At 69.6% G+C, this 15071-nt stretch carries 12 protein-coding genes; 7 read left to right on the forward strand and 5 right to left on the reverse strand.

What is annotated here, in order from left to right; genetic code table 11:
* The first annotated feature begins 12 nt into the window (after positions 1-12).
* Together AC0J5J_RS11655 and AC0J5J_RS11660 are read left to right on the forward strand one after the other, a co-directional pair.
* A complete protein-coding gene (locus tag AC0J5J_RS11655) occupies positions 13-1179 on the forward strand; it encodes an acyl-CoA dehydrogenase family protein (RefSeq protein WP_134424761.1) in 1167 nt (388 codons plus the stop codon).
* 83 nt (positions 1180-1262) lie between these two features.
* Positions 1263-1958, forward strand: a complete 696-nt coding sequence (locus AC0J5J_RS11660) for a GntR family transcriptional regulator (protein ID WP_474898114.1) — start codon at positions 1263-1265, stop codon at positions 1956-1958.
* On the opposite strand, the gene AC0J5J_RS11665 is transcribed toward AC0J5J_RS11660, so the two are convergent.
* Positions 1955-2833, reverse strand: a complete 879-nt coding sequence (locus AC0J5J_RS11665) for an ATP-binding cassette domain-containing protein (protein WP_474898116.1) — start codon at positions 2831-2833, stop codon at positions 1955-1957. The genes AC0J5J_RS11660 and AC0J5J_RS11665 overlap by 4 nt on opposite strands.
* A gap of 180 nt (positions 2834-3013) precedes the next feature.
* Between AC0J5J_RS11665 and AC0J5J_RS11670 the strand changes: the two genes are divergently transcribed.
* The 3 genes from AC0J5J_RS11670 to AC0J5J_RS11680 are packed head-to-tail and all read left to right on the forward strand — an operon-like array spanning position 3014 to position 6455.
* The gene (locus AC0J5J_RS11670) at positions 3014-4690 is read left to right on the forward strand and encodes a circularly permuted type 2 ATP-grasp protein (RefSeq protein WP_474898118.1); all 1677 of its coding nucleotides are present in this window, start codon (positions 3014-3016) and stop codon (positions 4688-4690) included.
* Positions 4684-5613, forward strand: a complete 930-nt coding sequence (locus tag AC0J5J_RS11675; protein WP_134424708.1) for an alpha-E domain-containing protein — start codon at positions 4684-4686, stop codon at positions 5611-5613. Before AC0J5J_RS11670 ends, AC0J5J_RS11675 begins: the two co-directional genes overlap by 7 nt.
* Complete coding sequence (locus AC0J5J_RS11680) at positions 5610-6455, forward strand: transglutaminase family protein (protein WP_474898120.1); 846 nt, start codon at positions 5610-5612, stop codon at positions 6453-6455. The genes AC0J5J_RS11675 and AC0J5J_RS11680 overlap by 4 nt, the downstream gene beginning before the upstream one ends.
* A 147-nt stretch (positions 6456-6602) precedes the next feature.
* Here the strand turns inward: AC0J5J_RS11680 and AC0J5J_RS11685 are convergent, their stop codons facing one another.
* Both AC0J5J_RS11685 and AC0J5J_RS11690 read right to left on the reverse strand, forming a co-directional pair.
* Positions 6603-8033, reverse strand: coding sequence for an NAD(P)/FAD-dependent oxidoreductase (locus AC0J5J_RS11685; RefSeq protein WP_474898122.1), 1431 nt, complete (start codon positions 8031-8033; stop codon positions 6603-6605).
* A gap of 194 nt (positions 8034-8227) precedes the next feature.
* Positions 8228-9718 (reverse strand): helix-turn-helix transcriptional regulator, encoded by a 1491-nt coding sequence (locus tag AC0J5J_RS11690; protein ID WP_134424711.1) that lies wholly within the window; start codon positions 9716-9718, stop codon positions 8228-8230.
* A gap of 185 nt (positions 9719-9903) precedes the next feature.
* Between AC0J5J_RS11690 and aceB the strand changes: the two genes are divergently transcribed.
* Entirely contained in the window at positions 9904-11586 is a 1683-nt protein-coding gene (gene aceB / locus AC0J5J_RS11695; RefSeq protein ID WP_474898124.1) for a malate synthase A, read from the forward strand.
* 115 nt (positions 11587-11701) lie between these two features.
* Positions 11702-12256 (forward strand): GNAT family N-acetyltransferase, encoded by a 555-nt coding sequence (locus AC0J5J_RS11700; protein ID WP_474898126.1) that lies wholly within the window; start codon positions 11702-11704, stop codon positions 12254-12256.
* Here AC0J5J_RS11700 and AC0J5J_RS11705 read toward each other — a convergent pair.
* On the reverse strand, positions 12253-13686 hold the full coding sequence (locus AC0J5J_RS11705; RefSeq protein ID WP_474898128.1) for a cryptochrome/photolyase family protein: 1434 nt from the start codon (positions 13684-13686) through the stop codon (positions 12253-12255). The genes AC0J5J_RS11700 and AC0J5J_RS11705 overlap by 4 nt on opposite strands.
* On the reverse strand, positions 13683-14756 hold the full coding sequence (locus AC0J5J_RS11710; protein ID WP_474898130.1) for an NADP-dependent oxidoreductase: 1074 nt from the start codon (positions 14754-14756) through the stop codon (positions 13683-13685). The genes AC0J5J_RS11705 and AC0J5J_RS11710 overlap by 4 nt, the downstream gene beginning before the upstream one ends.
* Positions 14757-15071 lie beyond the last annotated feature (315 nt).

Here is a 15071-nt window from a genome sequence, read left to right on the forward strand (position 1 = left end):
CCCACCCCGCTTGTGCACGCCCCCCTCGTCGACGCCGTGTTCGACCTCGACGCCCTGCTCGAACCGGAGGAGATCATCTGGTCTCGTGCGGCGCGTGCGTTCGCGACCAATCGCATCCTGCCCACTGTCGAGGCAGATTTCGAGGCGAAGCACTTCCGGGCCGAACTGATCCCCGAGCTCGGCCGGGCCGGATTTCTCGGCATGCACCTCACCGGGTACGGCTGTGCCGGTGCCGGCGCGGTCAGCTACGGGCTGGTCTGCCTCGAGCTGGAGGCTGCGGACAGCGGCTGGCGCACCTTCGTCTCGGTGCAGGGTTCCCTGGCGATGTCGGCGATCCACAAGTACGGCTCCGAGGAGCAGAAGCAGCGCTGGCTGCCGGGGATGGCCGCCGGAGAGCTCGTGGGCTGCTTCGCGCTGACCGAACCGACCGGCGGCAGCGACCCGGCCGCCATGGCGACCACCGCCCGCCGCGATGCCGATGGCTGGGTGATCGAGGGCACCAAGCGCTGGATCGGGTTGGCCAGCATCGCCGACGTCGCCGTCGTGTGGGCGCAGACGGATGCCGGTGTGCGCGGATTCCTGGTGCCCACCGACACCGCGGGCTTCACCGCCACCCCCATCGACGGCAAGCTGTCGATGCGCGCGTCGATCCAGTGCGACGTGCTCCTGGACAGCGTGCGGGTGCCGTTCGACGCGATCCTGCCCGGTGCCGCGGGGCTGTCCGGGCCGTTCGGCTGCCTCAACGAGGCGCGGTTCGGCATCGTCTGGGGGGCAATGGGCGCCGCCCGCAGCTGCCTCGACGCCGCCATCGGCCGCTCCAAGACCCGGGAGGTGTTTGGCAAGCCGATCGGGGCGACCCAGCTGATCCAGGCCAAGCTCGCCGACATGCTCGTGGAGTACGAGAAGGGTGTTCTGCTCGCCCTGCACCTCGGCCGGCTCAAGGAGCGGGGAACACTCACCCCGGCCCAGATCAGCGTGGGCAAGCTCAACAGTGTGCGCGAGGCGATCCAGATCGCCCGCGAGGCCCGCGCGATCCTCGGCGGCGATGGCATCACCAGTGAGTTCCCGGTGATGCGGCACATGGCGAACCTGGAATCGGTGCGCACCTATGAGGGCACCGACGAGATCCACCAGCTTGTGCTGGGCCGCGCCCTGACCGACCTGAACGCGTTCGGCTGAGCCGATTTGTGAGAGAGTGTGCAAGCACATCGATGGGCCCGGCAGGCCGATCGGCGGGGGAGAATCAACCGGGGGAGGGCACAATGCCGGTGACAGGCGGCCAGACCGTATTCGCGAACCTGCGCGCGCGCATCCTTTCGGGGGAGTTGCCCGCCAGAGCCACGCTGCGGGAAACGGCTCTCGCCCAGGAGCTCGGCGTCAGTCGCACCCCCGTGCGGGAGGCCCTGCGCCGGCTTGATGAGGCCGGCCTGGTGGAGTTCGTGCCCAATCGGGGCGCCACCGTCGTGGAGTGGACTTCCGAGCAGATCCGGGAGACCTATTTTCTGCGCGCAGCCCTGGAGAGCCGCGCGGCGGGCCTCGCGGCGGCTCGGATCGAGCCCGCCGACCTCGACCGGCTCGCCGTGCTGATCGAGGCCATGGAGGAATTCGTGTGCGCCACCGACGACGCCGGCATCGACCGGCTGGCGGTGCTCAACGCCGAATTCCACCGCATCATCGTGGCTGCCTCAGGCAGCAGCCAGCTGTTGATCCTGACCGGGTCGGTCGGCCGGGCGCCGATGATGGCCCGGCTCTTCCGCCGGGATGCGGCCGCGTTCCGGGCGGGCAGCAACCACCAGCATCGCGACATCCTGACCGCGCTCCGATCGGGCGACGCGCTCTGGGCCGAGGTGGCCATGCGCTGCCACATCCTCGCTGCGCGCAATGCGGTCGCGGTTCAGGGCGCGGGCGCGATTGTGGGTTCAGCGCCTCACGACGCGGCGGACGCGCCGCCGCTCTAGCGGAAGCCGGCGTTCCGCGCGGCCTCGAGCAGCTGTCGGGTGTGCGGATGCTGCGGCGTGCTGACGATCTCGGCCGCCGACGCCTGCTCGACGATCCGGCCTGCCTCCAGCACGGCCACGCGGCCGCATTCCGCTGCCACGACACCGAGATCCCGGGAAGCCATGATGATCGAGAAGCCGAACTCCTGGCGCAATCCCCGGTAGAGCTCGAAGACGGCGGTTTCGGCCTCGGCCGGGCGTGGGCCGGTGGGTTCGTCGAGAATCAGAAGGTCGGGGTGGCAGGAGATCGCGGCGGCGATCAGCACCCGCCGCAGCGCGACCGGTGCGAGCTGGGTCGGCAGCTCGAGTGACGTCCGGCGCGGATCGGGGAGGCCCACCCGGTCGAGCAGTTCCAGCACGCGCCGGGCGGAGGCCGTGCGGGACAGGCCTCGCTCCGTGCGCAGTGGGCGGGCGAGCTGGCGGCCGATCGGCCGGTCGGGCACCAGACCCGTGTGCGCGTCCGCGGGTACGAACGACGGGGCGCGGCCGCGCAATCGGCTGAGTGCGCGCGGCGAGGCACCGACCAGTTCGCGTCCGTCGAGAAGGATCGAGCCTGCCGTGATCACCGCCGGGACAGGCAACCGGCCCGCGATGGCCAGGGCGATCTCGGTCGCTCCGGAACCGGCGACACCGACCAGCCCGAGAACCTCGCCCCGCGAGACGGAGAGGGAGATGCCTGGGACCAGGGACGGGGCATCCGGATGGTTGCCGGCGGATATCTGAAGACCCCGCACGTCGAGCAGTGCCGAGGCGCGGAAGCGGTCGGAGGGAATCGGTTCGTCTCCGGCCGCCGGCGGTGCTGTCGAGAGTTCCCACGGCGGAAGGAACTCGTCCATGGGTCCACTTCCCTCCTGCATGTTGCCTGGTGAGTTTTACTGTATGCAATCTGGACGGATTTACCTGGTCAGAATGGTCTAATTTGGCGATTGGCACCTGTACTGGGGGCAGATTTGCATACAACTTAGGCGACTCGTGGTCGTAACATTCCTGCAATATCGTGCCGCTACGCTCCCACCATGGTTGACCTCTTCACGGGCTATGGCGCGAACGCAGCACTGCGGGCCGAACGGGGCGCGCCCAGCGCCTGGGATGAAATGTTCCCCGATCTCACCTCCCTCACGCCGGTGGAAGCGAGGGCGGCCTACAAGGATGTCTTCGCCGCCCTGGCGAAAATGACGCAGGAGGAACTCCGGGGCCGAACGGCTGCGCTGGCGAGTTCGTATCTCGCCCAGGGCGTCACGTTCGACTTCGCCGGCGAGGAGCGGCCCTTCCCGCTCGACGCCGTTCCGCGGGTGATCGAGCAGGAGGAATGGATCACGGTCGAATCCGGGATCAAGCAGCGGGTGCGGGCGCTCGAAGCGTTCCTCGCCGACATCTACGGCCCCCAGGCGGCCGTGCACGACGGCGTGATCCCGGCCGGATTGATCAGCTCGTCGAACCACTTCCACCGCCAGGCGGCCGGCATCGTCTCGGCGAACAATGTGCGCATCCAGGTTTCCGGGATCGACCTGATCCGCGACGAGGTGGGCGCATGGCGGGTGCTCGAGGACAACGTGCGGGTGCCCAGCGGGGTCAGCTACGTGATCTCCAATCGCCGCGTGATGGCGCAGACCCTGCCCGAACTGTTCGTGGCGATGCGGGTGCGCCCGGTCGGCGACTATCCGAACAAGCTGCTGCAGGCCCTGCGCGCCTCCGCCCCGGCCAGCGTCGACGACCCGAACGTCGTGGTGCTCACCCCGGGGGTCTTCAACTCCGCCTACTTCGAGCACACCCTGCTGGCCCGGCTGATGGGTGTCGAACTCGTCGAGGGACGTGACCTGTTCTGCTCCGGCGGGCGGGTCTGGATGCGCACGACCGCCGGACCCACCCGGGTGGACGTCATCTACCGCCGCGTCGACGACGAGTTCCTCGACCCGCTGCAGTTCCGCGCCGACTCGCAGCTCGGCTCGCCCGGCATCCTGATGGCCGCGCGCCTCGGCAACGTCACCATCGCCAACGCCGTCGGCAACGGCGTCGCCGACGACAAGCTCGTCTACACCTACCTGCCCGACCTGATCCGGTACTACCTCGGCGAGGACGCGATCATCCCCAACGTCGACACCTGGCGCCTGGAAGACCCGCTCGCCCTCGAGGAGGTGCTCGACCGGCTCGACGAGCTCGTGGTCAAACCCGTCGACGGGTCCGGGGGGAAGGGCCTCGTGGTGGGGCCGGCCGCCTCGGCCGCCGAGCTGGCGACGCTGCGCACGCAGCTGCTGAAGGATCCCCGGGGCTGGATCGCCCAGCCGGTCGTGCAGCTCTCCACCATCCCCACTCTCGTCGACGAGGGCATGCGCCCCCGGCACGCCGACCTGCGGCCGTTCGCGGTGAACGACGGCACTGACGTCTGGGTGCTGCCGGGCGGACTCACCCGCGTGGCGCTGCCCGAGGGGGAGCTCGTCGTCAACTCCAGCCAGGGCGGCGGGTCGAAGGACACCTGGGTGATCGGCACGGAGCCCGACTTCTTCTCCGAATCGTCGGCCCGCAACATCCAGGGTCTGGTCGCCGACCAGGCAGCCAACACCCGCTCGGCCGGAACCCACGCCGTGGACCACTCGCCGCAGGACAAACCGTTGGGCGACAACACGGAACAGCAGCAGCAGCAACAGCAGGCGTCGGCAGCGCCCGCACCGCAGAGAAAGGCCGGAGAATGTTGAGCCGCATTGCAGAAAGCCTGTTCTGGATCGGACGGTACATCGAGCGCAGCGACGGCACCGCTCGCATTCTCGACGTGCACCTCCAGCTGCTGCTGGAAGACCCCTGGATCGAGGAGAGCCTCGCCTGCCAGTCGCTGCTGCACCTGATGGGCAGCGATGCTCCCGCCGATCGGCTGCTGACCCGCAAGGATGTGCTCGCCACGCTGGCTGTGGACCGGCAGCATCCGGCCTCGATCGCCTATTCGGTCAAGGCCGCGCGGGAGAACGCGCGCCGGGCGCGGGAGATCGTGCCCACCGAGCTGTGGGAGTGCCTCAACACGACGAGCGCGCGGATGCCGCGGAAGGTCGCGTCGGAGAAGACGCACGACTTCTTCGGCTGGGTTCGGGAACGCTCCGCGCTCGCGGTGGGCATCGTCGAGTCCGGTGTCAGCCGCGACGACGCCTGGCACTTCTTCAACCTGGGGCGCAGCCTGGAGCAGGCGGACATGACCGCCCGGCTGCTGGCCACCCGGTCGCTGACCGTGGCCAGCGGGCCCTCCTGGACCACGATCCTGCGCTCCTGCGGCGCCTACGAGTCCTACCTGCGCACCTACCGCGGTGTGCCGTCCGCCCGGAACGCGGCCGAATTCCTGCTGCTGGACCGGCTGTTCCCGCGATCAGTGGTCTTCTCCATCTCCCGGGCGGAGCAGTGCCTGCGTGAGATGGAACCGCGCACCGACCGGGTCGGCGTGACCGACCAGGCGCAGCGGGTGCTGGGCCAGATCCGCAGCCAGCTGGAATACCGGCCGATCATGGACATCCTGAACGATCTGTCGACTCAGATGGACATTGTTCAGGAGGCCGTCAGCACGGCCTCCGAGGCCATCGGGGATCGTTACTTCCCGACCAGCGCCGTGCCCACCTGGACGGGGGAGGCCTCGTGAACCGGCTCAGGATCCGCCACGTGACCGGCTACCGCTACCAGGGCGAGGTCGAAGCGTCATACAACGAGGCACGGATGTTGCCGGTCAGCTCGGCCGACCAGTTCGTGTTGTACTCGAGCCTTGATATCTCGCCGGTGTCGAGCAACCACGGCTACGTCGATTACTGGGGCACCCAGGTGTCGAGTTTCGAGGTGCTGACCCCGCACACAGAGCTCACGCTGACCGCCACCAGCCTCGTGGAGGTGCGGCCGCGCACCCACCTGGCGCATCCGATGGGCTGGCCCGAACTGGCCGGCGTCACCGTGCGGAGCACCGCCACGGTGGAGCACATGCGGCAGACCCGGCTCACCGAGCCGCCCGAGGATGTGGCGGCGCTGGCGGCCGAGATCGTGGCCCGCCACCAGAGCCCGTGCGAGGCGGCGCTCGAGATCTGCGCGACCATCGGCGACCGGATGCAGTACGTGCAGGGCGTCACCGGGGTGCACTCCACCGCCCGGGAGGCGTGGGGCGACGGACGCGGCGTCTGCCAGGACATCACCCACATCGCCCTCGGCGCGCTGCGGTCGGTGGGCATCCCGGCCCGGTACGTGTCCGGCTACCTGCACCCGCGCCCCGACGCAGGGATCGGGGAGACGATCAGGGGCGAATCCCACGCCTGGGTGGAGTGGTTCTGCGGCGACTGGCGCGGCTTCGACCCGACCAACTCGATCGACATCGGCGACCGGCACGTGTCGGTCGGCCGCGGCCGCGATTACAACGACGTGCCCCCGCTGCGCGGCGTGTTCGCGGGCACCAGCGGGTCGGAACTCTTCGTCACGGTGGAGATCACCCGGGAGGCCTGAGTCGCGCGGCGGCATCCGTCGTTTCCGGCCGGCGGCTGCCGCGGCGCACCCTGTGGAAGCGGGCGCACGTTCTATCGTGCGCCCGCTTCCACAACCTGCGCCGGGACGGGCATCTACTCGGAGCTCACGGATGCCGGGCGCCGGTCCCTACGAGTCGAAGCCGAGGCCCAGTGCGTCGAGCGACTTCAGGATGATATTGCGCCGGCCCCGGTTGTGGTCGGCACGGTCGAGGGACCAGCGCGTGGTCTGGATGCCCAGTGAGGCGAGAGGCTCGGGCGGGAACGGGAGCGGCCGGCCGCGCACCATCTCCAGCTGGGTGCGCTCGGTCTGCAGACCGGCCAGCTGGTCGAGCATGACCTCCGCAGCGAAGTGCGTGGCGGCCACGCCGAGTCCGGTGAACCCGGTGGCGTAGCTGATCCGCCCGCCGCGGGCGGTGCCGAAGAAGGCACAGAACTGCGTCGATGTGTCGATCGCGCCGGCCCACTGGTGGCTGAAGCGCAGCCCCGCCAGCTGCGGGAACGTGGTGAAGAAGTGACTGGCCAGACGTTGGAAGCTCTCCGGCCGGTTCTCGTAGCCGCTCCGCACCCGGGCGCCGTAGTGATAGATCGCGTCGTAGCCGCCGAAGAGGATGCGGTTGTCGGCGCTCAGCCGGTAGTAGTGGAACTGGTTGGCCAGGTCGCTCAGCCCCTGCCGGTTCTGCCAATTGATCGCGGTGAGCTGGTCGGGTGACAGTGGTTCGGTCATCAGCACGTAGTCGTAGACGGGCACCGTGGACAGCCGGTTGCGGGCGAGCAGGGAGGGGAAGACGTTGGTCGCCAGCGCCGTCTTCTGCGCGCGCACGACGCCGGAGGCGGTGCGCAGCCGCGTGCCCTGCGCCAGGGAGAGCCCCTGCGTGTCCAGGTCCCGCACCGGGGTGTGCTCGAAGATCTCGACACCGAGCTCGGTGGCGACGCGGGCGAGTTCGGTCGCGAGCTTGCCGGGGTGCACGAGCGCGTTCGTGCGCTTGTGCCAGACGCCGGCCAGGTAGGTAGGCGAGTCGACCTCAGCGCGGAGGGCCGCGGCATCCAGGAACACGCTGTTCTCGCCGGTCGGTTCCTCACGGAGCCAGTCGACCTGGTGCTCCTCGACGGCCAGGTCGATGGCGCCCGTGCGCTCGAAGTCACAGTCCAGCCCCAGCTCGGCCACAGCCCGCTCGATCTCGTCGAGGTTCGCCAGGCCCAGCTCGGTGAGCCGGTCGATCTCCTTCGGCCAGCGGCGACGGCCGTTCTCCTCGCCATGGGTCAGGCTGGCCTCGCAGAAGCCGCCGTTGCGGCCCGACGCGGCCCAGCCGATGGTGCGCGCCTCGAGCAGCACCACGCGGGCGCCCGGGTCTCGCTGCTTGGCGATCACGGCGGTCCAGAGGCCGAGGTAGCCACCGCCGACGATGGCGAGGTCGCAGTCGACGTCGGCCGTGAGCGCCGGGTAACCGGTCTGCGGCGCCACGTCGTCCAGCCAGAAGGGGGCCGAACGCGTACCGGCGAGAGCGCCGGCGACGACGGATGCGGCAGGTCGTGCCCGCTCGAAAATGGTCGTGCCCACGGATCGTCCTTTGTTCGTCGCGGCGCTGCTACCCGTTCATCATGACAGCCGGAGCCGGTCGGTGGCCAGGCCCGTAGGTCTCGCGAGCGCACCCGGGGCGCACCCTGTGGAAGCGGGCGCACGTTCTACCCTGCGCCTGCTTCCACAGGGTGCGCCGCGACGGCCGGAGTCCGCGCCTGCCAGCGCCGCCGCCATCAGCTCGCCGGCGCGTGCGCCTCCAGGAACTGGAACACCTCGGTCTGGTCGACACCGGGGAAGGTGCCCGTGGGCAGGGCGGCGAGCAGGCTGGTGGGCGTGCGCGCGGCCGGCCAGGATTGCCCGGACCAGCGCTCCGACAGCTCGTCGGGTGCGCGGCGGCAGCAGGACTCGTCGGGGCAGGTGGACACGGCCCGGTTGGTGGTCTCGCGCCCGCGGAACCACTTCACGTGGGTGAACGGCACGCCCACGCTGACGGAGTAGTCGCCCTCCTTCGCCTTCTCGATCCGGGAGGTGCACCAGAAGGTTCCGCTGGGGGTGTCGGTGTACTGGTACCAGGGGCTGAACCGGTCGGCCACGTTGAAAACCGTGCGCGCGGTCCAGTTGCGGCAGACCGTCGAGCCCTCCACCGCGCCGAGGGCATCGCTCGGGAAGCGCACCGAATCGTTCTCGTAGGCCTTGATCATGGTGCCCGACTCGTGCACCTTCATGAAGTGCACCGGGATGTCGAGCCGGGCGGTGGCCAGGTTCGTGAACCGGTGTGCGGCGGTCTCGTAGGACACCGCGAACGCGTCGCGCAAGTCCTCCATCGAGATGCGGCGCAGGGCCTTCGCCTCGGTGAGCAGTTTCACGGTGTCTTTTTCGGGCAACAGGATGGCCGCGGTCAGGTAGTTGGTCTCCACCCGCTGCGACAGAAATTCCGCATAGTTTCCGGGTTCCTCGTGCTCGCAGAGCAGGGTGGCGAACGCCTGCAGGATGGGCGAGCGGGAGTCGCGGGAAGCCGACTGCTCCGTGGGCAGGTAGATCCGTCGGTTGCGTTTGTCGGTCACTGACCGGGTCGAGTTCGGCAGGTCGCCCACATAGTGCAGCGAGTAGCCGAGGTGGGTGGCCATGTCGGCGACCACCTGGTGGGAGACCGGCCCGCCGGTGTGCCCGACCGCGGCGAGCAGCCGCTGCGCCTCGGCCTCGAGTTCCGGAAAGTAGTTGTCCCGGGCGCGCATGGTGGCCCGGAGCTCCACGTTCGCGCGCCGGGCCTCCTCCGGGGTGGCCGCCCGCTCCCGGTGCAGGCGCAGGATTTCGTTGTGCAGGCTGAGCATGGTTTGCAGGGTTTCGTCGCTGGTTCCGCGGCCCACGCGGAAGTGCGCCAGTCCGAGCGCCGTGAACACGGGGCCCCGCTGGGCCCGCTCCACGGCGATTTCCAGCGCTGCCCGCTCGGACGGGGCATCCGTTTTCAGCAGGTCGTCGACGGTGGTGCCGAGCGCTGCCGCGATGGTGAGCAACATCGACAGTCGTGGCTCGCGTTTGCCGTTTTCGATCATCGAGACCTGCGACGGCGCCCGGTCGATGGCCGCGGCCAGGGCGTCCAACGTCATGCGCTTCTTCGTGCGCAGTTCCCGGATGCGCCGCCCCAGGGTGAGCGCATCGAGTCCGGCCTCCTCGGCGGGATCCGCGGACAGGGACGGGCGAAGGGTGGGATCGACGATGACCATGCCCCCATGCTCACACACCCCGGCGAAAACTTCTCACAGGCAGAAGAAATGTTGTTCTTCTGTTGCCGGGGGAGCGGTGCGGGATGGTCGTCCGGTCCAGAGTTGGACGCAGGCAAGCACAGACGCTCTCCCAGGCGGCGCCAGGCCAGCAGCACTCCCACAAACGTTTCGAAGGAGATCAGCCCATGAACACCCCGCCCGTGGCGACATCCGACCAGGTCCAGTCCGTCACGACCACCACGAACACCGGCAGCTTCGCCACCATCCAGCCGCACCTCGAGATCACCGGCGATCTCGGACCGCGCTATGAGGAAATCCTCACCCCCGAGGCGCTGGTCTTCCTGGCCGAGCTGCACGACCGGTTCGCCGGAACGCGGCAGGACCTGCTGGCGACGAGGCTGCGGAAGCGGGTGGATGCCGCCAACGGGCGCGACCCGGGATTCCTCACCGAGACCGCGCACATCCGTCGTGACCTCACCTGGAGTGTCGCGGGGGCCGGCCCCGGGCTGGTCGACCGCCGGGTGGAGATCACCGGGCCGACCGACCGCAAAATGGCCATCAACGCGCTGAACTCGGGTGCGAAGGTGTGGCTCGCCGACCAGGAAGACGCGACCAGCCCGACCTGGGCGAACGTCATCGAGGGGCAGCTCACCCTGTTCGATCAGGTGCGCGGACAGCTCAGCTTCACCAGCCCGGAGGGCAAGGAGTACGCCGTCACCGGCGACGCCACCGGCGCCACCCCCACCATCGTGATGCGCCCGCGCGGCTGGCAGCTGGTGGAGAAGAACCTGACCTTCGTCGACCGGGCGAACCGCCGAACCAACGCGTCCGGCAGCCTGGTCGACTTCGGGCTGTACTTCTTCCACAACGCCCAGCGCCTGATCGACAGCGGCGTGGGTCCCTACTTCTACCTGCCGAAGCTCGAGAGCCACCTCGAGGCCCGCCTCTGGGATGACATCTTCAGCCACTCGGAGGACTGCCTCGGCATCGAGTACGGCACCATCCGCGCCACCGTGCTGATCGAGACCATCCAGGCTGCGTTCGAGATGGAGGAGATCCTCTACGAGCTGCGCGACCACTGCGCCGGGCTGAACGCCGGCCGCTGGGACTACATTTTCAGCATCATCAAGACCTTCCGCGCCCGCGGCAGCCGGTTCGTCTTCCCTGACCGCAAGCAGATCACGATGACCGTTCCCTTCATGCGCGCGTACACCGAGCTGCTGGTGTCGACCTGCCACCGGCGCGGCGCATATGCCATCGGCGGCATGAGCGCGTTCATCCCGAACCGGCGCGACCCGGAGATCACCCGGCGGGCCCTCGAGGCAGTCGCCGCCGACAAGAAGCGCGAGGCAACGGATGGCTTCGACGGCACCTGGGTGGCGCACCCGGACCTGATCGCGACGGCGCAGGCCGAATTCGACCAGGTGCTCGGCGACAAGCCGAACCAGCTGCACCGCACCCGCTCCGAGGTGAGCGTCACGGCCGCGGAGTTGCTCGATGTGGAGTCCATCGGCGGGCAGATCACCGCGGCCGGCGTGCACGACAACATCAACATCGGGCTGCGCTACATGGAGTCCTGGCTGCGCGGGGTCGGCGCCGCCGCGATCGACAACCTGATGGAGGACGCCGCGACCGCGGAGATCTCCCGCTCACAGCTCTGGCAGTGGATCCACCTGGGCTCGGTCACGGCCGAGGGTATCCGGATCGATGAGACCTGGGTCGAGGAGCAGCTCATCGAGGTCTACGAGGCCCTCGAACGCACGCCCGGAGACCGGTTCGACGACGCGCTCGAGGTGTTCCGGGCATCCGCGCTCGAGCCCGAGTTCCCGACGTTCCTCACGGTCGGCGCCTACGCCCGCTACCTGTAGCCGCTCCGACCGGGCCGCGAGAGCGCACAATCTGCCCCTTCGGCGCTGCTGAGGGGGCATATTGTGCGCTCTCGCGTGGGGTGGGGGTGGTGGGGGGCGTCGATAGGCTGGGGCGATGATCGAGATTCGCAGGGCGGGGGCGACGGATGCCGCAGCGCTGGCCGAGCTGGCCGCCGCCACCTTCGCGCTCGCCTGCCCGCCGCACACCTCGGCCGAGGCCATCGCGACGTTCCTGCGCGACGTGCTCGCTGAGCGCAACTTCGACGCCTACCTGTCCGACCCTGACCGGCTGATCCTCGTGGCCGAGGACGCCGAGGACGCCGAGGACGCCGGGGACGCCGGGGCCCTGCTCGGCTACACGATGCTCGTGTTCGCCGAGCCTGCCGACGCCGATGCGCGGGCGGCCGCCACGATCCGCCCTACCGTGGAGCTGAGCAAGTGCTACCTGCGCGCCGAGACCCACGGCCGCGGGGTGGCCGCGGCGCTGATGACCGCGACGCTCGATGCCGCCCGGGCGCGCGGGGCGGCCGGCAGCTGGCTCGGCGTGAACCAGGAGAACGTGCGCGCCATCCGTTTCTACGAGAAGAACGGGTTCGTCACGGTCGGCGAGAAGCGCTTCCTCGTCGGTGAACGGTACGAAGACGACTTCGTGATGGAGCGGGCGCTCTAAACGGTGCCGTACGCCGTGTCACCGGCCGCGCGGGCCGCGATCGCGTGCTCTTTCATGCCCTTGATCTGCTCGTAGGCGGCGAGGGCCGCGCGTCTCGTCTCGCCGAGGTCGACGATCGGGGCCGGGTAGGCATCCGTGCCGTATTCGGGCACGTTCTGACGGATGTACTCCGAGTGCGGATCGAACTTCTTCGCCTGCAGCTCCGGGTTGAAGACCCGGAAGTAGGGCGCGGCGTCGGCGCCGGAACCGGCCACCCACTGCCAGCCGAACGGGTTGCTGGCGGCGTCGGCGTCGACGAGGGTGTCCCAGAACCACTGCTCGCCGAGCCGCCAGTCGATCAGGAGGTTCTTGATCAGGAACGACGCCGTCACCATGCGCACCCGGTTGTGCATGCTGCCGGTGCGCCAGAGTTCGCGCATGCCGGCGTCGACGAGGGAGATTCCGGTGCGGCCCTGCTGCCAGGCCTCGAGCACCTGCTGGTCGAGTTTCGGCCAGGGGAACGCGTCGAACTCCGGCCGCAGGTTGACGGTCGCGAGGGTCGGGTTGTTGAACAGCACGTGGTAGCTGAACTCCCGCCAGCCGATTTCGGTGAGGAACCGGGTCGCACTGGCCTGCGCGGTGCCGGTGAGGCCGATCCGGGCCTGCTCGGTCGCCTGCCAGATCTGGAATGGACTGATCTCGCCCCAGCGCAGGTGCGGTGACAGCCGCGAGGTGACGGCCTGGGCCGGCTCGTCCCGCTCGTCGGCGTAGCGGGCGAGCGATTCGTGCAGGAACAGGTCGAGCAGTCGGTGAGCGGATGCCTCGCCGGGCTGCCACGCCTCCCGCAGGCCCGCGGCCCAGTCCGGCCGGGTCGGCAGCAGCGCCCAGTCGTCGAGCAGGTCGGAGGCGATCGCGCCGGTGAAGCCGGGGATCGACGCGGGCGGGTCGAAGGGCGCGCGCGGTGGCGGGCCGGCCGTGCAGGCCCGCCAGAAGGGGGTGAACACCGAGTAGGTGCCACCCTGACCGGTCTGGATCGTCCACGGCTCGAACAGGAGCGACGCGGCGAAGCTGCGGGTCTCGGTGCCGCTCGCGGTCAGCGCCGACTTGATCCGGGTGTCCACCTCCCGCTCGGCCTGGCCGTAGCGGCGGTTCCAGAACACGGCGTCCGCGCCCACGGATGCCGCGAGCTCCCGGATCACGCCGTCCGCCGGACCCCGGCGGAGCGTCAACCGGCCGCCGAGGCGTTCCAGCGACTCGGCCAGCGAGGTCAGGCTCCCGTGAAGCCACCACCGGGCCGCGCCGCCGAGCGGCCGGACCGCCGGGGACTCCTCGTCCAGCACGTACACGGCCACGATCGGCTTGCCTCGGTCGAGCGCGGCCGTGAGGGCCGGGTTGTCCGCGAGGCGCAGATCGTCGCGGAACCAGACCAGCGAGGGACCGTCGCCGCTCATGAAAGTGCCCCCGCGGCTCCAGCAGCAGCGTCAACAGCAGCAGCACCAGCAGCAGCAGCAGCTTCACCGACGCCCGCAGCACCCGGGTCAGCCGTCACCTGCAGCACGATCTTCCCCCGTGTGTGACCCTCCTCGATCAGGCGGTGCGCGGCAGCGCCGTCGGCCAGATCGAACACCCGGTCCACGTGCACGCGCACGCTCCCGTCGTCGATCAACTCCGTGATGTAGTCGAGCACGCCGGCATCGGCGGCCACCTTGAAGCCGGTCGCACGGATACCCCGGGCCGCCGCTTCCTCCGCCATGGTCGGCCAGCTTCCGGTGGGCGCGTTCACCAGGATGCCGCCGGGCCGCAGCACCGCGAGTGACCGCGTGCCGGTGTTGTCGTGCACGTTGCCGACGAGGTCGATGACCGCATCCAGACCGGAGAGCACGTCCTCGAACCGAACCTCGGTGTAGTCGATGACCTCGTCCGCGCCGAGTTCGCGCAGGAAGTCGATGTTGCGGGTGGACCCGGTGGCGGTCACGTGGGCGCCGAAGGCCTTGGCGAACTGCACGGCGAAGTGGCCGACGCCGCCGCTGCCGGCATGGATGAGCATCCGTATTCCGGGCGCCGCCTCGGCCACGTCTACGACCATGCCCCAGGCGGTGAGAGCGGCGACCGGCACGGCCGCCGCTTCGACGTGGCTGAGGCGTGCCGGTTTGCGTGCCACGTTCAGGCTCGACACGGTCACCAGCTCGGCGTAGCTGCCGGGGGTGCGGGGCACCCGGGCCACGCCGAAGACCTCGTCGCCGGGCTGCAGGGGGAACGCCGCATACGGCGTGCTGACCACAACACCGCTGAAGTCCAGGCCGAGCACGGCCGGGTAGGCCGGGATGGCCGCCGAGACGCCGCCGCCCGCCCGCGTCTTCGCGTCGATCGGGTTTACGCCTGCGGCGACGACGCGCACGAGGAGTTCGTCGAACACCACCGTCGGCGCGGTGACCTCGGCCAGGTGCAGTTCGTCGGGGGTTCCGGGGCGGTCGATGACGAGGGCTCGCATGGTCGGTGGCAGATTCGTGACGTTTCCCATCTGCCTATTCTCCCCTGCCGCGGTGGGGGCTTCGGGCGCGTGCCCCCTCGATTTGGGGGTGGCGATCGGGGCGGCGGCACCATATTCAGGCTGGCCGGGAGGGGCCTCCGGCGCATAGTCTGTCCTCTCAAAGGGGGACCGACCCCGATGGACGGCACGAGACCCCTGGTTGCCGGCCACCCGGTCTCCCCAGGACTCGGTGTCATGTGCACCGAGACCGTTCGCTGAGCCCGGCCCGGGTCTGTCACGAATGAGTCGTACCGCACCCGAAGCGGCACGAACTCGCCCCGGCGCCAGGGTGCAACGTCGATGGAT

The organism is Cryobacterium sp. TS_SC_7, assembly GCF_056156285.1.